Below are 20,443 nucleotides of genomic sequence, written 5' to 3' on the forward strand. Positions count from 1 at the left end.
ACACCATCGCTGTCGTTTATCTACCCAAATTAAAAATGAACGCTATATTAATACCTTAAGTCGGTTATACCTTTTTAATCCCATTGTTATCCACAGAAATTGTGGACAAGATTACTCTTTTATTCGACCCTTTTAAACTATACTATTGATAAACCAAGGTGGTTAAAGAAAAGGGCTTTTAATGTCGAAACAAACGTTACAACTTCACAGTACTGAATTTACTATTCATAGCCTTGATGTTGATAGCCCTGTCCCAACTGAATTATTCAAACAAACACTGTTTTTCATTGCTAAAACGTATGATGAACTATCGATTGTATGTCCAAGTGATTTTGCTATTAAAAGCCTTGATGCTGAGCACAATTGGTTAGCTCTTGAAGTTGTTGGGCCACTCGGGTTTTCACTAACAGGTATCATGGCCAATATTTCTGGCGTATTAGCCCAAGCTAATATCTCTATTTTTGCCATATCAACCTATGATACCGACTACGTGCTGGTGAAAAAACAAGCCATTAATGATGCTATAAAATCACTTAAAAAAGACGGTTACACTGTAATAGGTGACTCAATCTAAGAATGCAAAATAACGATATAACTTATTTGCCACAGCAGCAAATTAAAACTAATACCTTGGCTATTTGCAGTCCTTTTAGCGGCAAAGTTCTCCCATTGAGTGAGCATCCAGAGCCCTTCTTCAGCTATGGCACTGTTGGCCCTGGTATTATGGTGGAGTTAACTAGCCACAAAATATTATCTCCATTTGATGGCATTTTATTACAAGTAAAAAATGCGGGGGGAGAGTTTATTTTGCAAGCAAAAAATGGTCTAAAAGTGTTAATTAATTTGCACTTTGACCAAAAAAACGACATTCACCATACCCATATTGCACAGCTCAATGGTAGTAAAATAACCAAAGGCCAACGACTTGCTTACTTTGATTTACGTGATTTAACCACCCCGCTACTTGCCAGTTTAATTTTGTTAAACGGCCATCAGTTAAAGCCGATGTATTTTTCTTTGTCTCATGTCAATGCTGGGACTGACACTCTTTTAACATTAACTAAGAAGTAAATAATATGACCACTCTTTACGGTATCAGTAATTGCGATACGATAAAAAAAGCAAAAAAATACTTAACAGATAAAAACATCGATTTCACTTTTCATGACTATCGCAAAGATGGTGTAAGCCTTGAGATGATCACAGAGTTTGCTGCCCATATTGATTGGCAAGACTTGGTTAATAAACGTGGCACAACTTATCGCCAATTATCTGATGAGCAAAAGCAAAATCTAGACAAAGACTCCGCACTTAGTTTATTAGTGGAGCAACCTGCAATGATAAAACGCCCTGTTATGATCCATGATCAAAGCTATCATTTAGGTTTTAAACCCGCTCAATTTGATGAGATTTTTGGCCTATGAAAAACCCTGTTATTGAACTTGCCCAAGCACTTATTCAACGCCGCTCTGTAACACCTGAAGATGCAGGTTGCCAAGCGATGATGAACGAACGTTTAGCAGTACTTGGTTTTAATATCGAATCACTGTTTTTTACAGATACTCTAAATACCTGGGCTAGGAAAGGTCAGCAATCTCCTCATTTCTGTTTTGCTGGCCACACTGATGTTGTACCCACCGGACCTGAACAGAACTGGCAACATCCACCTTTTTCAGGATTAGTAGAAAATGGTATGTTACATGGTCGCGGAGCTGCTGACATGAAAGGCTCGCTGGCTGCGATGATTGTAGCTACTGAACGGTTTGTAGCTAAGCACCCTGATCACAAAGGCTCTATTTCATTTTTGATCACCTCCGATGAAGAAGGCCCGTTTATCAATGGCACCACTAAAGTAATTGATACCCTTGAACAGCGTGGCGAAAAAATAGATATGTGTTTAGTCGGTGAGCCTTCTTCTCGCGATATGTTAGGCGATGTGGTTAAAAACGGCCGCCGTGGTTCTTTGACCGGCTTTTTGAAGGTTAAAGGTGTACAAGGGCATGTCGCATACCCGCATCTTGCTAAGAACCCGATCCATCTGGCAGCGCCTGCGCTTAGCGAACTTAGTCAAACTCAATGGGATAATGGGAACGCATTCTTTCCGGCAACCAGTTTTCAAGTGTCTAATATCAATGGCGGTACTGGGGCAGGCAACGTGATACCTGGCGAACTTGAGATTCAGTTTAATTTTAGGTTTAGTACTGAGGTCACGCATCAGCAATTGCAGCAACGTGTGAATACCATATTACAAGACTATGATTTTGATTATGAGCTAAATTGGATCGTGAATGGCCAGCCATTTATTACTGAAGGCGGCCCATTAATAGAGGCCACTGTTGCAGCTATAAAATCAGTAACAGGCCTTGATACTGCACTTGAAACCTCGGGAGGCACATCAGATGGCCGTTTTATAGCGCAGACAGGCGCCAAAGTAATAGAACTTGGTCCTCGTAATGAAACAATTCATAAAGTAGATGAATGTGTAAGCACCGATGACTTGATCGAATTGAGTGATATTTATGAACAAATATTGGAGAAGCTATTAGTATGAGCGCCTTATCACTAAACCCGTTACAGTTATCTGCATGCGCAACGGGTTGCAGTGACGCACATTTGGTTGATTTCGCTAACCACCGTATTCATGTCGGTATAGTGGATGACTTTATAGCATTGCAAAATGCCGCAAAACAAGCTGGCTTTGAGCTTACAATAGCCTCTAGCTTTAGAGATTTTGAGCGACAAAGTACCATTTGGAATGCTAAATTCTCTGGCGTTCGCCCTGTGCTTAACAAAGATCAGCAGCCAGTTGATTTATCAACCTTATCAGAACTCGATATTTGCAATGCAATATTACTCTATAGTGCATTGCCCGGAGCGAGCCGCCACCATTTTGGTACTGATGTTGATATATTTGACCAAGCCGCCATTAAGCAAGGCTACAAATTACAGCTTGAGCCGCATGAGTATGAAGATGAAGGCCCCTTTGCAGCGATGACAACTTGGCTTAACGATAACCTAGTGAAATTTGGTTTTTACCGCCCTTATGAGAAAGATTTAGGCGGGGTTGCACCTGAACCTTGGCATATTAGCCATATTGAGCAATCACATATTATGTGTGAAGCAATCAATATCGAGGTGCTTAGTAAGCTAATTCAGCAAAGTGATCTACTGGGTAAGCAAACCATTTTAACCCACCTACCCGAATTATTTGAACGCTATGTTACTAATGTGTCGGCGCCGATTTAGCCATCAGAAAAACCAATACAGCGCCAAGGATCACGGCGCTGGCTATAACAAATTGCACCGTTAAGGCTTCGCCTAAAAATATCACACCTGCAATAGCCGCCAAGACAGGCACGCATAATTGCACCACTGCTGCCTGACTGCTTTTTAATAATGGAAGAGCGATATACCAAATACTATAACCTACCCCTGAAGCCACAGAGCCTGAAACACACGCAAGTAAAACTCCTTGCCAACTTATTTGAGATACCGCCATAAAGCCTATAATCATCAATACAGGTAATGCGACAATGCTTCTAGCAAAATTATAACTTGTCGCTTTAAAAGGCGCCTCACAGCTTTTACCTCGAATACTATAAATTCCCCAAGCAATACCACTCAAGGTCATTAATAACGCCGGTAATAACGATGGCACAGCAGCAGATGGCAGCATTAAATAAACGAAGCCAGCAAGCGCCACAAAAAATGCTAACCATTGCACCATTGAAAAGCGCTCTTTGTTGAAGATCCCCCACCCTATCATGGTCAACTGCACCGCTGAGAATAATATGAGCGCACCTGTTCCTGTATCCAGCTCAACATAAGCAATAGAAAAGCAAAGCGCATAAACAAGTAAACTCATACCACTTCGCCAACTCCCCCGCTCTTGGGTAATAACAGTGTGCTTAGTTGCAAAACGTTTTTGTTGAATTAATAAAATAACTCCTAAGCATATCGCACCACTGAATAAACGTATCGACGTAAAGTTCCATGGATCAATTGACCCATCGGCTAATGCCATGCGTGCAAGTAAAGAGTTACCAGCAAAGGCAACAAGCGCAAGTACTGTATATATTATTGCTTTCAAATCTATTCCTTATTAGCTGGCTTTTACCTTTGAACAAGCTGTAGCAGGGTATCAGTTTTCATAATACCCATATAGGCTAATATAAATTAAATGCTACGAATTTTTACATTGTTTATCATCAACCATTAATAAGACTATGCTAATGTATATTAAAAGCATAAAGGAGTGACGTGTGAAGCGCCGTTTTATTGTTGGATTGGGTTTTATATTAGCGAGTATCAGTGGCTGTAGCACAGTAGGCTTTGGTGATCTTTTCACTGATTATGCAACGCAAATAAACCCCGTACGTCAAGCGATACGTGTGAATGATGTCACTGAAGCTCAGCAACTTTTACCCAGTAATTCGCAATCGCATAGCAACTATTTGCTCAATCAATTGGAGCATGGGCGGTTAAACGATTTGAGTAATCAAAATAGTAAAGCACAAACAGATTACGAAGCTGTGTATCAACAAATGGAAAACATTCGCCAAGCAGCAAAAGTGCAAGTATCGAGCGGTCTTGAACAAAGTAATGCATTGCTAACCAATGACTCTGTGATTGCCTATGAGCCAGCACCTTACGAAATGAGTATGCTGCACAGCTATAAAGCACTTAATTATGTGTTTAATAATGATATAGAAGGTGCACTGGTTGAAGTACGCCGAGCTAACAAAGTACAAGTTGATGCTTTAGCACAAAACCAAAGTGAAATTGATGCCACGGTTAAGGAAGCACAAAAACATTACCCGAGTATGGATGAGGTAATTAAGAACGTAAAAAATGGCTACCAAAATGCCTTTACGTTTTATCTTTCTGCGCTACTTTATCAAAGTAACAAACAATTCGACGATGCTTACATTGATTATAAAAAAGCATTAGAAATAAACCCTGACAACCGCTACTTACAGCAAGATGTCATGCGTTTAGCAAAGCAACAAGGCTTTGATCAAGATTTAGAGCAATTTATCAAGCGTTTTGGTCAACCTAAGCAAGCAACTAGCAATGGCGAGGTAGTTGTAATTATTGAGCAAGGATTGGTGCCTCAAAAAGATGAGTTTGTATTACGTTTACCCATTTACACCTCTCGAGGTGACGCACGCTTTTACAGTTTAGCGATGCCTGTTTATAAAGACAGTGCATTTGTACCCGCGATTGAGCAGATAAAGATTGCCAGTCAAAATGTATCACTCAGCCCTTTGGTGCGTATAGAAGCGTTAGCAGCTAAAACATTACAAGAGCAAACACCAGCACGTGTTACTCGCCAGGTATTACGGTTAGTTGCAAAAGAAAAAGTACGAGCTGAACTTGCCAGAAGTGGCGGTGATGTTGGGAATATCTTAGCAAATATCTATAACTTAGCATCAGAGCAAGCTGATACACGAAGCTGGTTAACTTTGCCAAATCAAATAAGTGTTGCACGTACAGATATTACAGCTGGAACACATACATTAAACATTGGTAACAATCACCCAGATATAAACTTTGAAGTTAGTAAGCAAGGGTTAACGTTGATTTACCTAACCTCTATTAATAATTACTTTAACTCTCATGTAGTGCAACTTTAGGAGCGACCATGAAAATTTTAATACCAATACTCGCGGTATGTATACTGGCAGGATGTTCCAGCAGACCAACAACATCAGGTGTTGCAGTGGAGCAATCAAGTGCACAATATCAGCAACAGTTAAAAGTAAACAACCCTGAGCTTGGAAAAAAATTAGCAATTACAGACGTCAAGACGCGACAGACAAATCAACTGACTGATGTTGTTGTTACATTGTCGAGTCAATATAAAAAATCACAGTATTTACAATACCAATTTACGTGGTACGACAGTGATGGCTTTGTAATAAAAGGGAATCATTCTCCTTGGCAGGCACTTACATTGTTTGGTTTTGCCAATATACAATTGCCGGGGCTTGCACCTACTTCTGACGCCGTTACTTTTTCGCTCGCGGTACGTGAAGTTTCCACCGAAGCACAAGAATTTGAAGATTAAGGAAATAAACATGAATACTATTAATCAAAAAACGACTTTTAATAAGCTGTCAGGGTTTGCTTTAGTAGGTTTAAGTGTGCTCACTTTAGCCGGTTGTGCTAATAAAGCAGTCGTCAGTTATGGCGATGCACAAGCAGTTGAAACCACGGATATCAATTTTGGTTCTACTGATCTACAAAAAGTAGCAACACAAATGACAGATTCACTACTTTCTTCCCCTGTAGTGGGAACTATGACAGCTAACAGTCGCCCTATCGTATTTGTCGAACGTATAAAAAACAAAACCAGTGAGCATATAGATACTGAATCAATTACTGACTCTATCTCGACTCAGCTGTTACGCAGCGGTAAGTTCCGTTTTGTTGATATGGGTCGTGTTGAAGCTGTACGCGAGCAATTAAACTTTCAAAACGTAGACGCACTAATCGATCCATCTACTGCGGTTGCATTTGGACAACAAGTGGGTGCGCAGTACATGCTTTATGGCAACTTATCGAGCATTGTTAAATCTAACGAAGATAAAGCTGATGTTTATTATAAGTTCACAATGCGTTTAATGGATCTAAAAAGTGGTTTAGTTGAATGGGCCGATGAAACTGAAATACGTAAAACGCGTGAAAAATCAACCTTTGGCTGGTAATAGCTAAGGAGAAAACCATGAAAAAATCAGGGTTAATTCTGTGTACAACACTGTTATTTACTGCACCTAGTTTTGCAGCATATGAACGAAACAAAGCAGTACCAGTGCAACAAGTTCTATTTGGTGAAGTAAGATCAGTACGTAACATCACCGAACAAGAATTGGTACAAGATAAAGCAAATGGCTGGAAAACCTTTGGCGGTGCTTTACTTGGCGGTGTTATTGGTAATCAATTTGGTGGTGGTAGCGGACGTACCGCAGCCACTATCTTAGGTTCAGTGATTGGTGGAAGCATTGCCCACAATAAACAACAAATCAGTCATTATAATGAATACCATTTAGTTGAGTTGATGATAAAAGTCGAAAACGGTGAGCAGTTTATGGTAGTACAAGACGTAGACAGCCAAATGCGCTTTAATACTGGCGATGATGTTCGTTTAGTCTACTTATCTGATAACACAGTCAGAGTTGATAAATCCTATTAGAGTCCTAGTAAAAGCGAGCACTGGTTGCTCGCTTTTATTTTTTAAATCAAGCTTGTCGATAATGAGTAAAAAACCGCTGCATCTTGCCCATCGCCGATTTTAAGTCATCTTTGTTGGGTAAAAAAACCAATCTAAAGTGATCTGGGTTAGGCCAGTTAAATGCCCGACCGTGAACCAGTAATATTTTTTCTGCTTTAAGTAAATCTAAAATCATCTTTTCATCATTTTTGATATTAAAGCGTTCAGTATCTACTTTTGCAAACGCATAAAGCGCACCTTGTGGTTTCGTACACGTTATACCCTCAATTGCATTTAAGCCATGCCATGCAATGTCTCGTTGCTCGTATAAACGCCCACCAGGGTTTATTAAGCTATCTATTGATTGCACCCCACCCAATGCCTGTTGAATAGCATATTGGGCCGGCACGTTTGCGCATAACCGCATAGAAGCCAAAATATTTAGACCTTTACTAAGATCATCCATCAAATCAATACGACCACTTAGCACCATCCACCCCATGCGTAAGCCCGCTGCACGGTATGTTTTGGCTAAGCCGTTAAATGTAATTATTGGCACATCATCGCACAAAGCACCTATAGAGCTATGACTTACTCCATCGTACAAAATCTTTTCGTAGATTTCGTCACTCAGCAGCAGTAACTTATGCTCTCTGGCAACATCAATAAGCTGCTGTAACAGATCGTCACTATAAACCGCCCCAGTTGGGTTGTTTGGATTTATAAGTACAAGCGCCTTTGTTTTTGACGTGATTTTACTGCGTATATCTGCAATATCAGGAAACCAGTCTTGTTCTTCATCACACAGATAATGTACCGGGTTTCCACCAGCCAACTTTACTGATGCTGTCCAAAGTGGGTAATCTGGTGCAGGTATGAGCACTTCATCATCATTATTTAACAATGCTTGTGTGGTCATTTGAATTAGTTCACTGACGCCATTACCGATGTATATATTATCTACGTCTAAGTTATATAAGCCACGTTGTTGGTAGTGCTGATAAATAGCCACACGGGCTGAATAGAGGCCTTTAGAATCACAATAGCCTTGGGCTGAGTATAAATTACGAATAATATCGCGATGCATATCTTCTGGCATATCAAAACCAAATGCAGCGGGATTACCAATATTTAATTTTAATACTTTTTGGCCTTCATCTTCCATTTTACGTGCTTGTACTAAAACAGGCCCGCGAATGTCATAACAAACACCTTCTAATTTGTGACTCTTTTTAATTTGTGACATTTCTACCTCTACTAGTGAATACCCAGATTAACCTAATAGAGGATCTAAATGCTAGCGTATGTTGCTCTTTGTGAATTGAAATTTGTTCAACCTAAGTTGTTTTTATCAACAGAGTATTTTAGCGTGTAGATAACCAATCAATTAAAGCTTGTTTAGAACCCTCAACTTGCTCATCCAATAACTTTGAAGCTGTAATTGCTTGTTCTTGTTGACCATTAGTAAGGCTTTGCTCTATCTCTCTTGCCACATCTGACAAACTTGTTGCACCAAACTGAGATGCATTCGATTTTAAGCTGTGCGCATGACGAATAGATGCTTCTAAATCTTTCCCTATAGTGGCTAACACTTCACCGGCTAAACGTTCAAACTCAGCACAACAAAAGGTCAATGTATCGCTAAATTGCTCTCCAAGTAATGACTCCATACTTTGCAGAGCACTTTCATCAATAACTACTGTATTCATTTTATTTCCTTTTTATTCTGTTTAGTTTCACGCGCAATTTAACTACTTTAACTTTCTTTAGAAAAAAATCCACTTAATCGATATATTAAGCGTATAATTACTGTGTTTTCAAACTAATTGTAATAATAGATTATTTTTATGTCTCGCGCCGTTTGTGAAAAATGCCAATATAGTGTCGTAACTTGCCTTTGTAAAAGCCTGGTGACAATCAAAAACCAAACTCATATTATTATCTTACAGCACCCTAGTGAAACAAAAATAACTAAAAACACAGCAAAGCTACTTAATTTTTGCCTGGCACGCTGTACCCTTATACAAGGTGAAAGTGATAAAGACTTTAAAATTTTAGACACTCTACCAGCAGCCACAACGGCTCTGCTTTACCCCGATGACGATGCAATCATGCTCGATAAAATAAATTCACATACCAAACAGTTTTGTAAACAGCTCACTCATTTAGTGCTCTTGGATGGCACATGGAAAAAAGCATTTAAAATAATGCAATTAACACCCAAGCTAACGATGTTTAAAAAAGTGAGCTTTGCCACTGTTCCTACTAACCGGTATCGGATCCGTAAAGCTCCAAGAGCTGATAGTTTATCAAGTCTCGAAGCCGTTGCGCATAGCTTAATGTTAATAGAACAATGTGATTCCACCCCCTTATACCAAGTTTTAGATGCACTTAATGATAAACAAACGCAATTTATGCCTGAACATGTAAAGGCTCGCTACTTAAACCCATGAGCTACACCAATCGATTAAAGCGTGGCTTTTTCCGACAAGGACCTGATTATCGTTTTGATGACCAAGTGGATTTCACCGATATTAAAGATACTTTTGGTTTTCGCACCATGGTGCTTGGAAAGTGGGTTACAAAAGAAGAGCGTTATATAAGCGCAAATTTAATTTATGATGCATTAGCGGATTTAGCACAAATATTACAGCTACCGCCTAGTGCCATCGGACTCAGAGGTAAATTAAACTTTGCTTTTGGTCATGGTGGACAACAGCACGTACAAGCTCATTATAACAGTGCTACGCAGACGCTAGCTCTGGCTAAAAACGCAGGAGGAGGCGCACTTGCCCATGAATGGTTCCATGCCTTTGATCATCATATAACAGCTCACTTATACCCTGATTTTGGCTCTCATTTTTTTGCTTCCAAGTTATGGCTTGAAGAACCTATAAACAACAGCCACCCACTCAACAGTGCTCTCAATGAATTTTACAAGCACGTATTTTTAACCAATGATGCATTACAAGCAAATAACTACGTAAAACGCTCTATGTTAATCGATGAAAAACAAAAGTTGTTTTATATGAGCATGCCAGAAGAGCTGGCAGCGCGTTGCTTTGAAGCGTGTATCGCAAGTGATAAGAAAATAACTAATCTATTTTTGGTTGATAACTTAGCAAATTCAGATCTAGTTTACCCAGACACCACACATACATCACAGTGTAGAGTCGCGCTTGATAATTACTTTCACCAATTAGGCGCTTTATTACAAGGTTAACTGCAAGATTTATTTCCAACTCAACTCATATGATAAACATCAACTTCTGCCGTTGTTTGTATGTGCTTTTCAAGCCAGAGCAAATAGTCATTAAACGCCAATGGTCGGGAGAAATAATATCCTTGGCCTACTTCACAACCAAACCCCTTTAACCGCTGTAAACTTTCGATGTCTTCTATACCCTCAGCCACCACATAAGAACCTAAACTTTTGGCAATATCACAGGTGGCACGACAGATTGTTTGATCGTTTTTAGAGTATTCAATATTCATCACGAACTGCTTATCTATTTTTATTTCATCAAATCCCATTTTACTCAAATAAGCTAATGAAGAATAACCAGTACCAAAATCATCAATCGCAATTTTTAACCCTATCAACCTATAATCATTTAACGCTGTTTTGATGTTTACACCATCATTTAATGTGGCTGACTCTGTAAGTTCAAGCATTACATTTGCAGCATTTATTTGATACTCATTTAAAAGCGTTAAAAATAATACTGGTAACTCTTTACGCAATAAATCTTTGGCCGATATATTAATGGAAATAATATGCTCAGGGTAAATAGCCTGTACTTCTTTTTGATATGCTAATGCTTGCTCAACTACCCACTCTGTTAGCTCAAAAATCATTCCTGATGATTCAGCTATAGGTATAAATTCATCCGGCGGAACGTGCCCTAGTGTTGGGTGGTGCCAGCGCAATAGGGCTTCTGCACCGTGTAATTTACCTGTGGTTAAACAAATTTGTGGTTGAAAAAACAAGCTTAACTGGTTTTCTTCAATGGCTTCTTTTAAATAAGAAGCAACTTCTAGACGATATTGCGACAAACTTGAGTTTTGCGCATCATACATATGCCAACGCTCACCATGAAGAGGCTTAACACTCAACGCTTGCAAGCCACGTTGAATTAATTGCTCAGCATTTACAGCATGCAGCGGGTAATTAGCCACCCCTATATCAACTTTGTTCACAAAGTGGTTGCTGTTATGGCTAATTCCTTCGGCAAACACCGCCATCGTGACACATACAAACTGCTCTATTTGGCTTAACTCCAACTTACCATTAGCCACAAACGCATAAGTGCTATCATCGAGGCGGGCTATGTAGTGACTTTTAAGTTTCGTCGCTTCTATTTTTGCTGCATTCATAACACTCAATTGATGAGCTAATTTTGTCATCGTTTCTTTTATTTGCTCATTTGCGTGCTCATAACCAAAGTTAGCGCGAGCGTCTAACAATATAGCAGGCTTAAATAAAATAATTGAGTGCGGCTGGGATAACTTTACCTTGCTTTGCAGACAATTCAGTAGCAGCTTTTTATTGGGAAGTGCAGTTTCATCATCATGTAGTAGGTTATAATTATATTGTAAAATTCGTAATCTATCTTGAATTAATACAGCACCGACAAAGACGCAAGTATTAAACACTACGAGAATATCATTTAGTAAGTATAACGATTGAGGCAATAGCAGGGTTAGTTGCCATACAACCGCTTGAACAATAATTAAATACCACGCTAATAAATAAATACCACTGTAAGACGGCTGAGTCTCTTTCCATTGCATGTATAGAAATATCAGTATGGCTGATTCAGCGATAAAACTTGCCATCAATATATACATAGTCAGGTCATACATTAAGATACACGCGATAACACTTAACCCAAATACAGCGAGTAATATTAGTGGCAGTCTTACTCTTGCGATGATAATTTCTCGTCGTCCATAGCTCGAGCGCATAAAAAACATACATGCAAAACCAAGTGCAGCAATGAAGCTCAGTGCACTGGCTGTTAAAGCAAAGCTGGCAGAAACCCTTGTATCAATAAATATAAATACACCTTTGCTTGCCAGCATGCCTATCAGTAAACACAATAAATATGCGAATAAATAAACAAACTTAATGCGTCGCGATAAAAAATAAAATGCACAACTGATTGCCATCGCAACCAAGAGTAAAACTGTAAGGGCTGAAACAGTAAATAATCGCTGCTCCACGAGGTTATAAAAAGCCTGCTCAGGGACTATATTAATGGTTAATTCGCTACTGCGACTATGTTTAAGGTAAAGCGCTGCCCAACCTTGATTTGAGCCTGATTTTAACACGCTATGTGGAATAATTTTATCAAGATAAGCGCCATGACGGTGAGAAGCCGAGCTCAACAATGCAAAATCATTATCTAATAAGTAATATTTAACGGTGTCAATTTGTGTACCGTCAATGTATAAAATATGGTCTTGCTTGGGGCTCAACTCATGAAGATTAAACAGCAACCAATAACCTTGCTGGGGTGGTAGGTTAAATGATGTGGCATCTTTAAGTTCAGCAGTGCGAATTAACTGCTCAAATGGAGGAAGTGTGTCTGACAAAGTATCACTGCGAAGCACAACTGCATTTTCAACAACAGATGCAAGCACACGTGGGCTAACAACACTGCCAAACAACAGTACAGTCAGAATAAAAACTTTAAACAAGGTGCTTATATACCTCACTCTCACTCCATGTGTTGATTGAGCTATACTAAAGTATGGAAGGTATATTTATAAATGCCAGTAAATAGCTAAATTCACTCTAGCAAAATAAAAAAAGCCTGATTTCAGGCCTTTTAGTTTATTTATTAATATTGCATTTATTCGTTTTTATCGTCGCTAATTCGACTTGCTACCGCACTACTTTGATCTTTATATTTTGCATCTTTACGAATGTTATACGGATTCTCTGCTGGACCAGACATCGTCTCAAAGCTCATAGCACCAATCTTCATCATCGGTCTGAGCGCTAGCGGCAGTTTGCCTGAGTTGTAAAACTCCAACACAATATTACCAGACCAACCTGGATCAATACGGTGCGCTGTAACATGCACCATTAAACCTAAACGCGCTAGTGATGAGCGGCCATCGAGCCACCCTACTACATCCGCTGGTAAAGTTACTTTCTCGTGCGTAATTGCTAAAGCAAGTTCACCTGGGTGTAAAAAGAATGCTTGCTCTTGATCAAGCACAATTTCATCACTCATTATCGATTCCATTGCTTTATTAAGCTGATCTTTGGGTCCGCTTAAATCAACATATGCGGCTGTGTGATCTTGAAAAACACGAAACTTATTTCCCAAACGTAAATCAACTGTGACGCCTGAAATCATCTCATCGCTTGGACTTGGCTCTATAACAATGCGTTGTTGTGCAATGTATTCTTTAATATGGGTATCTGATAATCTCATTATTTTAATCGTCCGTAATCACAATCTCTAACGGATTATGATGGGTTTGTTGATAATAAAGCTGGCTTGCTATTAAACGTGCTGCACTGGCATAAGTACTACTAATAGCCGCACCGTTGTCATTGGCAATTAACTTGCCTTGTTCTGAATATTCTCGAATATCTATCGCTAGCGGAATGTGGGAAAGTACCGGCACACCGTGACGCTGCGCGAGTTTAACAGCACCGTCTTTACCAAACACATGATTTGACTCGCCACAATGAGTGCATATAAAATGGCTCATATTTTCTATTAGGCCAAGTACAGGTACATTTACCTTATTGAACATGGCAATGCCCTTTTGCGCATCGGCAAGTGCTAAATCTTGTGGAGTAGTCACAATTACGGTGCCGCTTGAGGGCACTTTTTGGCTCATCGTTAGTTGAATATCGCCAGTACCTGGCGGCATGTCGACAATTAGGTAATCAAGCTCGCCCCAGAGAGTTTCGTTAAGCAACTGAGTTAATGCCCCTGATGCCATTGGCCCACGCCATACAGTTGCATCATCACTGGGGACTAAAAAACCTATAGACTGAGCTTTAATTCCATTAGCATCAAATGGGTATAACTGCTTATCGTCTTTAGCTTTAGGTGTTGCGCCTTCAAGACCAAGTAACATGGGTATAGATGGACCATAAATATCCGCATCTAGAATCCCCACCTTAGCCCCTTCTTGCTGTAGAGCACCTGCTAAATTAACTGCCGTTGTAGATTTACCAACGCCACCTTTGCCAGATGCGACTAATACAATGTGTTTTATTTTTTTGAATTTATACTGCGCAGGTAATGCCACCGTTGCACTAATTTCCACAGATTGTTTTAGTTGTTCACTAACAAACGCCGCTAAAGCGTTCATTTCTGAGCGGGCAGCAAACGGTAAAATTAGTTCAATAACAAAAGATTTATCATCTTTACCGTGGATAGATTTAATAAACTGCTCATCAATTCCCACTGCAAATGCAGCACTGCGATAAGCGGCTAAGGCGGCAATTATCGGTTGTTTTTGCACCGATTTAGAAGAGAATAGTTTTGACAGTCCAAACATAGCAATAAAATAGCGTTTCTTTGATGAAAATTGCCTCGGAATTATGTAACATTCAGGGCATTAACACCAGTCAATTAATAAATATCGGCTAGCCTCGTACGCTCGCGTTACAGTTTAGTGATAAAAATTATGATATTCATCCGTTCCTTTACCGGAACCGTCAATTCGGAATGATTATGACACAGCGAAAGATCCTTATAACCAGCGCATTACCTTATGCCAATGGCCCAACTCATTTAGGCCATTTATTGGAATACATTCAAACTGATATTTGGTCACGTTTTCAAAAACTACAAGGTCACGAAACATATTATGTTTGTGCCGACGATGCCCACGGCACGCCAATTATGCTCAATGCGCAAAAACAAGGGATCACGCCGGAAGAAATGGTAAAAAACGTTAGCATAGAGCGCCAACGTGATTTTGCTGATTTTAATATCAAGTTTGATAACTACCACAGCACTCACAGCCAAGAAAACAAAGAGTTTAGCGAATTAATTTATAATCGCTTAAATGTAGCAGGTCACATTAAAAAGCACACTATCTCTCAGTTGTTCGACCCTGAGAAAGGCATTTTCTTACCAGATCGTTTTGTCACAGGCACCTGCCCTACGTGTAAGTCTGAAGATCAAAATGGCGACAGTTGTGATGCTTGTGGTGCGACTTACAGCCCAACTGAGTTAATTAACCCGCGCTCAGTTATGTCAGGTGCTGAGCCTGTATTAAAAGATTCAGAACATTATTTCTTCGACTTACCCGCCTTTGAAGACATGTTAAAAGAGTGGCTACACTCAGGTACAATTCAGCAAGAAATGGCAAACAAACTTGATGAATGGTTTGCTGATGGCCTACAACAATGGGATATTAGTCGCGACGCCCCTTACTTTGGTTTTGAAATACCTGGTGCGCCAGGTAAATACTTTTATGTATGGCTAGATGCACCGATCGGTTATATGGCCAGCTTTAAAAATTTATGTGATACCAAAGGCATTGATTTTGATTCTTTTTGGGCTGAAGGCTCAGATGCAGAGCTTTATCATTTCATTGGTAAAGATATCATCTACTTCCATAGCCTATTTTGGCCTGCAATGCTGGAAGGCGCGAACTTTAGAAAGCCTACAAACGTATTTGCCCACGGTTTTGTTACCGTAAATGGCGCAAAGATGTCTAAATCAAAAGGCACATTTATCAAAGCGCGTACTTATTTAGATAACTTAGATCCTGAGTTTTTACGTTATTACTACGCAGCTAAACTTAACAGCGGCATTACTGATCTTGATTTAAATTTAGAAGATTTTGCTCAACGTGTTAACTCTGACCTAGTTGGTAAAGTAGTAAATATAGCGAGCCGCTGTGCTGGCTTTATTACTAAAAAGTTTGACGGAAAACTAAGCGACACTATTATGCAGCCTGAACTACTTGCAGAGTTCCAAGCCGCCGCTGACGGTATTGCACAGCATTATGAAAACCGCGAATACAGCCGCGCAATTCGTGAAATAATGGCGCTTGCCGACAAAGCAAACCAATTTATCGATACTGCAGCACCATGGGTATTAATTAAAGACGAAGCAAAACAAGAAGAAGCACATCAAGTTTGTTCATTGGGCCTAAACTTATTCCGTGTACTGATGACTTACTTAAAACCTGTACTTCCGGGAATGGCAGCTAACGTTGAAGTTTTCTTAAATGATGAGCTTGCATGGCAAGGTACGCAAACCGCGTTAGTGAATCATGCAATCAATAAATTTAAACCTTTAATGCAACGTGTAGAAATGGATAAAGTGAATAAAATGGTTGAAGAGTCGAAAGAAAGCTTACTCGCTGAGAAGGATAAGATTGACCCTAATAGCCCACTGGCAAAGGAGCCAATTGCAGATGAAATTGAATTCGATGACTTTGCCAAAGTAGACTTGCGTGTAGCTAAGATTGCCAAAGCAGAGCATGTTGAAGGCGCTGATAAACTACTAAAACTAACACTCGATTTAGGTGGTGAAACACGCCAAGTATTTGCCGGTATTAAATCTGCTTATGCACCTGAGGATATCGAAGGTAAACTGACAGTAATGGTAGCAAACCTTAAACCTCGAAAAATGCGTTTTGGTATGTCAGAAGGCATGGTTTTAGCAGCAGGACCTGGTGGAAAAGAAATCTATATTCTAAACCCAGATGACGGCTCTGAGCCTGGCATGCGTGTAATGTAATTCGATGATGTGACTACAGAAAGCCGCTTTTTATAGCGGCTTTTTTATTGCTGTTTTATCGTTTAAGAATTAATTTAATCTAAATTCATTAATAGCGCGTATAAATCAACTAACTATTACAGAGCGACTTACGCTACCAAGGAAAACTCATGTTCTCATTCTTCAAAGCCGATCCATTAAAGCAATTAAACAAAGACTACAAGATAAAGCTAGAGCAAGCGATGCATGCACAAAGAAATGGTGATATTCGACGTTACGCTGAGCTAACACACGAAGCTGAACAAATATTAGAGCAAATAAAAGTACTAGAAACAGCTTAAGTCATCTGTTAATTTTGAGTTTAAGCGTCTTATTATTTTGCTATCAGCGATAATTGGCTACCACAGTAAAGGCCGCAGATTAACCTTTATGTTAGCCACTCTTTTTCCTCACAAATACCAGCAATATGCTTTTCCTCACCTTGTCCGCTTTAGAAGTGTATTCACTATAAACAAAACTGTGTTTAAAAAATCTTCTGTTCAAGTTACGAAATATATCAAACAACCTAATCTTATAAGCACGCCCATAAGTCAATTGTTTAATACAGCAGGCCACTGTGATTGTAAGACAATAAGTCACTCAAAAGAAAACAAAATATAACAAGTCGAATTGAAATCAGACAAAATTGGTTAACAAGTGTTTTTATTAATGTTATTCGATAAATATAATTTATTAATGAATTACTATTTCAAATAGAGTAAATAGTCCATTTACTCTTTAGTAAAATAAAAATCCACCTATTTTTTATCAATAAAAACAAACAAAAGCGTATTTAAATAATTTTTCAAGCATTGGTTAATAGCCTACAAATAAAATTAAACCAACCTATATTACCAATAACCGCAAACAACCTTTCAAATTCACGATATCTGTATTACAATGAAATGGAATTTATAGCTTGATTGTAAATCGAGTTACTAGAAGGCCCAACATAAACGCCTTCTTTAATAGCCTTTACTTAAGTAAATAGCATTAAGCTCATACCCTTAGGTATCACTAATTAGTTGACTAAATACTGAGAACTTAAATATGTCTAAAAAAATTGCACTAATCACTGGCGCTACCGGTGGTATCGGTTTCCAAGTAGCTAAACGCCTTGGTGAAGATGGTTATACAGTGGTACTTAACGGTATCGAAGATGAAGTTGGCGCTAAGCGTGTTGAAGAACTAACAGCTGCGGGCATTGAAGCTGAATATTATGGTTTTGATGTAACGAATGATGAAGCAGTAACTGAAAACGTTACAGCAATTGGTAATAAATATGGCCAAATTGACGTTGTGATCAACAACGCAGGTGGCCTAGGTGGTCGCAGCCCTATTGAAGGTATGACAACTGAGTTTTTCCGCTTCGTAATGGCGCTTAACCTTGACAGCGCATTTTTTGTGTCTCGTGCAGCTATACCATTTATGAAAAAAACAGAAGGTGGTTCAATCATTAACTACACTTCAAATGCAGCATGGAATGCAGGCGGCCCTGGTGCTGGTATCTATGGCACTTCAAAAGCTGCTGTGCATACATTAACACGTGCGCTTGCAAAAGAGCTTGCACCTGCAGGTATCCGTGTAAATGCAGTATCACCAGGTACTATTGACACTCCTTTCCACGCTCAAATTAAAGAAACTAAGCCAGAAGTTTTCGCTTCTTGGAAAGACAGCATCATGCTAGGTCGTCTTGGTCAACCGGAAGATGTTGCTGGTGTAATTTCTTTCTTAGTAAGTAAAGATGCTGCATTTATTACTGCTGAAACCATCCAAATCGGTGGCGGACAAGCATTAGGTATTTAATTCATTCCTTTATCAATGAATAAACAGCACTGATTTAGCCCGTCAATTAGTTGTTTTTATACATTGATATTGGTTGAAAATTAAAAGTCGTTGTAAGCTGAGCTTACAACGACTTTTTCTTATGTCGCGTACTCTAATCTAATTCTATTAAAAAGCGATTTTTACGGGGTAAATAGTAATTATCATAATCTAACGACGCGATAACACGCTTTGCTTTACCAAGTAGTTCAGCTCTGGGGACAAGACCAATCACGCGAGAGTCTGCACTGTGATCCCTGCTATCACCCATTGCTAAGTAAAACCCTTTAGGAATGATGATAGTATCAAATGATTGCATTTTTGAAGCATACTTCGACACGCGTATTTTATGTTTTATACCCAGCAAATCTTCTTCTTTTGTTTCACTCAAACCTAGTTCACCAACGGTTACATAACTGAGCTTTTCACCATTAATTGTTAATTCATTATCTTCAAAGTTAATCGTATCACCTGGTACGCCAATGACTCGTTTAATGAGGCGATTATTTGCAGCTACTGAGTCAAATACAATGATATCCCCCCTGCTTGGCTGCCCCAGTGTTAGCAAGGATATTTTAGTAAATGGTACACGTAGATCATAGGCCATTTTATCGGTAAGTATTCTATCGCCTTCAATGATTGTTGGCTGCATTGATCCCGTTGGTACTTCATACCAATCAGCAACCGCACTTCTGAAAACACTCATCAAACAAATAAAAATAATTAAAGAGCGATTATTATTCCAAATTTTATATAAATATTTCATAGTCTTCGTCCGTTTATTGAGTAACTTATCAATAGACTCGACCTTGTTCATATCTGTTCACTAGAATTTGTAACAAAGAATGAATGTTAAAATTTGAAACAAACAACAATACCAGCCATTCGTACTAGTGATTTTTGTTCTGATTTAAATAATACTTATTGGAAACAACATAATAAAAAACAACAATATGGAAATTGCTCAAGATCTTCCTGCACCATCAAACAAAGCTAAATTTTTCTTAGATTTATTACCGGGTAAAATTATTGACATTCAATTTACCAACCCTTTGTCATTTAGATTTAAGTTGCCATTAATTGGTTATGAAACCGGTAAATACCTTATTTTAAAGTATCCAAAGCAAGCTAAACTCAATGAATATTCAGATATACTCAAAGAAGGCAATGGGGCGATTGTTCGTTATATCGTCGAAGGAGAGCGAGGAGAGTGTGTTGCTTTTGCTACCACAATTTTAGCCATATCAGTGCGACCAGAAAAGTTACTCTACCTCACTTACCCTAAGCAAATTGAGAGTAGGCAGCTCAGAGAAGTTAACCGATTACAAACACATATCCCAGCAAAAATAAGCATCAAGAAAGATCAAGATTTCAACAGCGAAAATTTATTACAAGGCGTTATTATTGATATATCAGCCACAGGTTGTCGCTTTACAGTACATGTTAATTCAGGTTTTTTAGCACTAAAAAAACGCCAAGTTTTTGTTCACTTGCTCTCGCCAATAGACAGCACTGCAGTGATGATTAGTGCGCATGTACGTAATAACCAAATGCAAGGTAACCGGCTTAATGTAGGAATCGAGTTCGCAGAACATGAACGTGACAAAATGCAAGCGCTGCTGGAAGCGTATGCAATAGATATTAATTGACCAAT

22 protein-coding genes are annotated in these 20,443 nt (G+C 39.0%); 15 read left to right on the plus strand and 7 right to left on the minus strand.

All coding sequences use genetic code 11. The features are described 5' to 3' along the window. The first annotated feature begins 181 nt into the window (after positions 1–181). Genes AAEU30_RS03630 through AAEU30_RS03650 form a run of 5 tightly spaced genes read left to right on the plus strand, consistent with a single transcriptional unit; the run spans position 182 to position 3,246 of the window. On the plus strand, positions 182–574 hold the full coding sequence (locus AAEU30_RS03630; protein ID WP_421959355.1) for an ACT domain-containing protein: 393 nt from the start codon (positions 182–184) through the stop codon (positions 572–574). A gap of 2 nt (positions 575–576) precedes the next feature. Beyond that, the gene (locus tag AAEU30_RS03635; RefSeq protein ID WP_421959356.1) at positions 577–1,071 is read left to right on the plus strand and encodes a PTS sugar transporter subunit IIA; all 495 of its coding nucleotides are present in this window, start codon (positions 577–579) and stop codon (positions 1,069–1,071) included. A gap of 5 nt (positions 1,072–1,076) precedes the next feature. Beyond that, complete coding sequence (locus tag AAEU30_RS03640) at positions 1,077–1,424, plus strand: ArsC family reductase (RefSeq protein ID WP_421959357.1); 348 nt, start codon at positions 1,077–1,079, stop codon at positions 1,422–1,424. Then, the gene (gene dapE / locus AAEU30_RS03645) at positions 1,421–2,551 is read left to right on the plus strand and encodes a succinyl-diaminopimelate desuccinylase (protein ID WP_421959358.1); all 1,131 of its coding nucleotides are present in this window, start codon (positions 1,421–1,423) and stop codon (positions 2,549–2,551) included. Before AAEU30_RS03640 ends, dapE begins: the two co-directional genes overlap by 4 nt. Further along, positions 2,548–3,246, plus strand: coding sequence for a M15 family metallopeptidase (locus AAEU30_RS03650; RefSeq protein ID WP_421959359.1), 699 nt, complete (start codon positions 2,548–2,550; stop codon positions 3,244–3,246). Before dapE ends, AAEU30_RS03650 begins: the two co-directional genes overlap by 4 nt. Here the strand turns inward: AAEU30_RS03650 and AAEU30_RS03655 are convergent. Continuing rightward, positions 3,224–4,090, minus strand: a complete 867-nt coding sequence (locus AAEU30_RS03655; RefSeq protein ID WP_421959360.1) for a DMT family transporter — start codon at positions 4,088–4,090, stop codon at positions 3,224–3,226. The genes AAEU30_RS03650 and AAEU30_RS03655 overlap by 23 nt on opposite strands. A gap of 172 nt (positions 4,091–4,262) precedes the next feature. On the opposite strand from AAEU30_RS03655, the gene AAEU30_RS03660 reads away from it, so the two are divergent. The 4 genes from AAEU30_RS03660 to AAEU30_RS03675 are packed head-to-tail and all read left to right on the plus strand — an operon-like array spanning position 4,263 to position 7,195. Then, positions 4,263–5,636 carry a COG3014 family protein gene (locus AAEU30_RS03660; RefSeq protein WP_421959361.1) on the plus strand — a complete coding sequence of 458 codons (1,374 nt, stop codon included), beginning with the start codon at positions 4,263–4,265 and terminating at the stop codon, positions 5,634–5,636. Positions 5,637–5,644: 8 nt separating this feature from the next. Next, positions 5,645–6,070: a YcfL family putative periplasmic lipoprotein gene (locus tag AAEU30_RS03665; protein ID WP_087534355.1), complete on the plus strand. Its 426-nt coding sequence runs from the start codon at positions 5,645–5,647 to the stop codon at positions 6,068–6,070. Between the two features lie 10 nt (positions 6,071–6,080). Continuing rightward, complete coding sequence (lpoB, locus tag AAEU30_RS03670; protein ID WP_087534356.1) at positions 6,081–6,710, plus strand: penicillin-binding protein activator LpoB; 630 nt, start codon at positions 6,081–6,083, stop codon at positions 6,708–6,710. 17 nt (positions 6,711–6,727) lie between these two features. Further along, positions 6,728–7,195, plus strand: coding sequence for an outer membrane lipoprotein (locus AAEU30_RS03675; protein ID WP_421959362.1), 468 nt, complete (start codon positions 6,728–6,730; stop codon positions 7,193–7,195). A gap of 46 nt (positions 7,196–7,241) precedes the next feature. Here the strand turns inward: AAEU30_RS03675 and AAEU30_RS03680 are convergent, their stop codons facing one another. Together AAEU30_RS03680 and AAEU30_RS03685 are read right to left on the minus strand one after the other, a co-directional pair. Next, the gene (locus AAEU30_RS03680) at positions 7,242–8,459 is read right to left on the minus strand and encodes a pyridoxal phosphate-dependent aminotransferase (RefSeq protein ID WP_421959363.1); all 1,218 of its coding nucleotides are present in this window, start codon (positions 8,457–8,459) and stop codon (positions 7,242–7,244) included. 118 nt (positions 8,460–8,577) lie between these two features. Then, positions 8,578–8,922, minus strand: coding sequence for an Hpt domain-containing protein (locus AAEU30_RS03685; RefSeq protein WP_421959364.1), 345 nt, complete (start codon positions 8,920–8,922; stop codon positions 8,578–8,580). A 138-nt stretch (positions 8,923–9,060) separates the two neighbouring features. On the opposite strand from AAEU30_RS03685, the gene AAEU30_RS03690 reads away from it, so the two are divergent. Together AAEU30_RS03690 and AAEU30_RS03695 are read left to right on the plus strand one after the other, a co-directional pair. Next, positions 9,061–9,666 (plus strand): tRNA-uridine aminocarboxypropyltransferase, encoded by a 606-nt coding sequence (locus AAEU30_RS03690; RefSeq protein ID WP_421959365.1) that lies wholly within the window; start codon positions 9,061–9,063, stop codon positions 9,664–9,666. Next, entirely contained in the window at positions 9,663–10,436 is a 774-nt protein-coding gene (locus tag AAEU30_RS03695) for a CLCA_X family protein (RefSeq protein ID WP_421959366.1), read from the plus strand. The genes AAEU30_RS03690 and AAEU30_RS03695 overlap by 4 nt, the downstream gene beginning before the upstream one ends. 20 nt (positions 10,437–10,456) lie before the next feature. Here the strand turns inward: AAEU30_RS03695 and AAEU30_RS03700 are convergent, their stop codons facing one another. The 3 genes from AAEU30_RS03700 to apbC all read right to left on the minus strand — a co-directional run bounded on the left by AAEU30_RS03700 (position 10,457) and on the right by apbC (position 14,746). After that, positions 10,457–12,934: a putative bifunctional diguanylate cyclase/phosphodiesterase gene (locus AAEU30_RS03700; protein ID WP_421959367.1), complete on the minus strand. Its 2,478-nt coding sequence runs from the start codon at positions 12,932–12,934 to the stop codon at positions 10,457–10,459. Positions 12,935–13,071: 137 nt separating this feature from the next. Continuing rightward, positions 13,072–13,662, minus strand: coding sequence for a dCTP deaminase (gene dcd / locus AAEU30_RS03705; RefSeq protein ID WP_421959368.1), 591 nt, complete (start codon positions 13,660–13,662; stop codon positions 13,072–13,074). A 4-nt stretch (positions 13,663–13,666) separates the two neighbouring features. Further along, a complete protein-coding gene (gene apbC, locus AAEU30_RS03710; RefSeq protein WP_421959369.1) occupies positions 13,667–14,746 on the minus strand; it encodes an iron-sulfur cluster carrier protein ApbC in 1,080 nt (359 codons plus the stop codon). A gap of 176 nt (positions 14,747–14,922) precedes the next feature. Here apbC and metG point away from each other — a divergent pair, with 176 nt between their 5' ends. The 3 genes from metG (at position 14,923) to AAEU30_RS03725 (ending at position 18,771) form a co-directional block, all read left to right on the plus strand. Then, positions 14,923–16,947 (plus strand): methionine--tRNA ligase, encoded by a 2,025-nt coding sequence (metG, locus tag AAEU30_RS03715; RefSeq protein ID WP_421959370.1) that lies wholly within the window; start codon positions 14,923–14,925, stop codon positions 16,945–16,947. Positions 16,948–17,096: 149 nt separating this feature from the next. Continuing rightward, positions 17,097–17,267 (plus strand): DUF6435 family protein, encoded by a 171-nt coding sequence (locus AAEU30_RS03720; protein WP_421959371.1) that lies wholly within the window; start codon positions 17,097–17,099, stop codon positions 17,265–17,267. A 748-nt stretch (positions 17,268–18,015) separates the two neighbouring features. Continuing rightward, complete coding sequence (locus tag AAEU30_RS03725; protein WP_256826188.1) at positions 18,016–18,771, plus strand: SDR family NAD(P)-dependent oxidoreductase; 756 nt, start codon at positions 18,016–18,018, stop codon at positions 18,769–18,771. Positions 18,772–18,904: 133 nt separating this feature from the next. On the opposite strand, the gene lepB is transcribed toward AAEU30_RS03725, so the two are convergent. Beyond that, positions 18,905–19,555, minus strand: coding sequence for a signal peptidase I (gene lepB, locus AAEU30_RS03730; protein ID WP_421959372.1), 651 nt, complete (start codon positions 19,553–19,555; stop codon positions 18,905–18,907). 187 nt (positions 19,556–19,742) lie between these two features. On the opposite strand from lepB, the gene AAEU30_RS03735 reads away from it, so the two are divergent. After that, on the plus strand, positions 19,743–20,438 hold the full coding sequence (locus tag AAEU30_RS03735; RefSeq protein WP_421959373.1) for a flagellar brake domain-containing protein: 696 nt from the start codon (positions 19,743–19,745) through the stop codon (positions 20,436–20,438). The last annotated feature ends 5 nt before the right edge of the window (positions 20,439–20,443 follow it).

This window comes from Pseudoalteromonas mucoides, from assembly GCF_049257175.1.
Taxonomy (GTDB): domain Bacteria; phylum Pseudomonadota; class Gammaproteobacteria; order Enterobacterales; family Alteromonadaceae; genus Pseudoalteromonas.

What these genes read in the sequence shown, in the direction of transcription:
- AAEU30_RS03630 (WP_421959355.1), top strand. Translation starts at nt 182, where the DNA reads ATGTCGAAACAAACGTTACAACTTCACAGTACTGAATTTACTATTCAT.
- AAEU30_RS03635 (WP_421959356.1), top strand. Translation starts at nt 577, where the DNA reads ATGCAAAATAACGATATAACTTATTTGCCACAGCAGCAAATTAAAACT.
- AAEU30_RS03640 (WP_421959357.1), top strand. Translation starts at nt 1,077, where the DNA reads ATGACCACTCTTTACGGTATCAGTAATTGCGATACGATAAAAAAAGCA.
- dapE (WP_421959358.1), top strand. Translation starts at nt 1,421, where the DNA reads ATGAAAAACCCTGTTATTGAACTTGCCCAAGCACTTATTCAACGCCGC.
- AAEU30_RS03650 (WP_421959359.1), top strand. Translation starts at nt 2,548, where the DNA reads ATGAGCGCCTTATCACTAAACCCGTTACAGTTATCTGCATGCGCAACG.
- AAEU30_RS03665 (WP_087534355.1), top strand. Translation starts at nt 5,645, where the DNA reads ATGAAAATTTTAATACCAATACTCGCGGTATGTATACTGGCAGGATGT.
- lpoB (WP_087534356.1), top strand. Translation starts at nt 6,081, where the DNA reads ATGAATACTATTAATCAAAAAACGACTTTTAATAAGCTGTCAGGGTTT.
- AAEU30_RS03675 (WP_421959362.1), top strand. Translation starts at nt 6,728, where the DNA reads ATGAAAAAATCAGGGTTAATTCTGTGTACAACACTGTTATTTACTGCA.
- AAEU30_RS03680 (WP_421959363.1), bottom strand. Translation starts at nt 8,459, where the DNA reads ATGTCACAAATTAAAAAGAGTCACAAATTAGAAGGTGTTTGTTATGAC.
- AAEU30_RS03685 (WP_421959364.1), bottom strand. Translation starts at nt 8,922, where the DNA reads ATGAATACAGTAGTTATTGATGAAAGTGCTCTGCAAAGTATGGAGTCA.
- AAEU30_RS03690 (WP_421959365.1), top strand. Translation starts at nt 9,061, where the DNA reads ATGTCTCGCGCCGTTTGTGAAAAATGCCAATATAGTGTCGTAACTTGC.
- AAEU30_RS03695 (WP_421959366.1), top strand. Translation starts at nt 9,663, where the DNA reads ATGAGCTACACCAATCGATTAAAGCGTGGCTTTTTCCGACAAGGACCT.
- dcd (WP_421959368.1), bottom strand. Translation starts at nt 13,662, where the DNA reads ATGAGATTATCAGATACCCATATTAAAGAATACATTGCACAACAACGC.
- apbC (WP_421959369.1), bottom strand. Translation starts at nt 14,746, where the DNA reads ATGTTTGGACTGTCAAAACTATTCTCTTCTAAATCGGTGCAAAAACAA.
- metG (WP_421959370.1), top strand. Translation starts at nt 14,923, where the DNA reads ATGACACAGCGAAAGATCCTTATAACCAGCGCATTACCTTATGCCAAT.
- AAEU30_RS03720 (WP_421959371.1), top strand. Translation starts at nt 17,097, where the DNA reads ATGTTCTCATTCTTCAAAGCCGATCCATTAAAGCAATTAAACAAAGAC.
- AAEU30_RS03725 (WP_256826188.1), top strand. Translation starts at nt 18,016, where the DNA reads ATGTCTAAAAAAATTGCACTAATCACTGGCGCTACCGGTGGTATCGGT.
- lepB (WP_421959372.1), bottom strand. Translation starts at nt 19,555, where the DNA reads ATGAAATATTTATATAAAATTTGGAATAATAATCGCTCTTTAATTATT.
- AAEU30_RS03735 (WP_421959373.1), top strand. Translation starts at nt 19,743, where the DNA reads ATGGAAATTGCTCAAGATCTTCCTGCACCATCAAACAAAGCTAAATTT.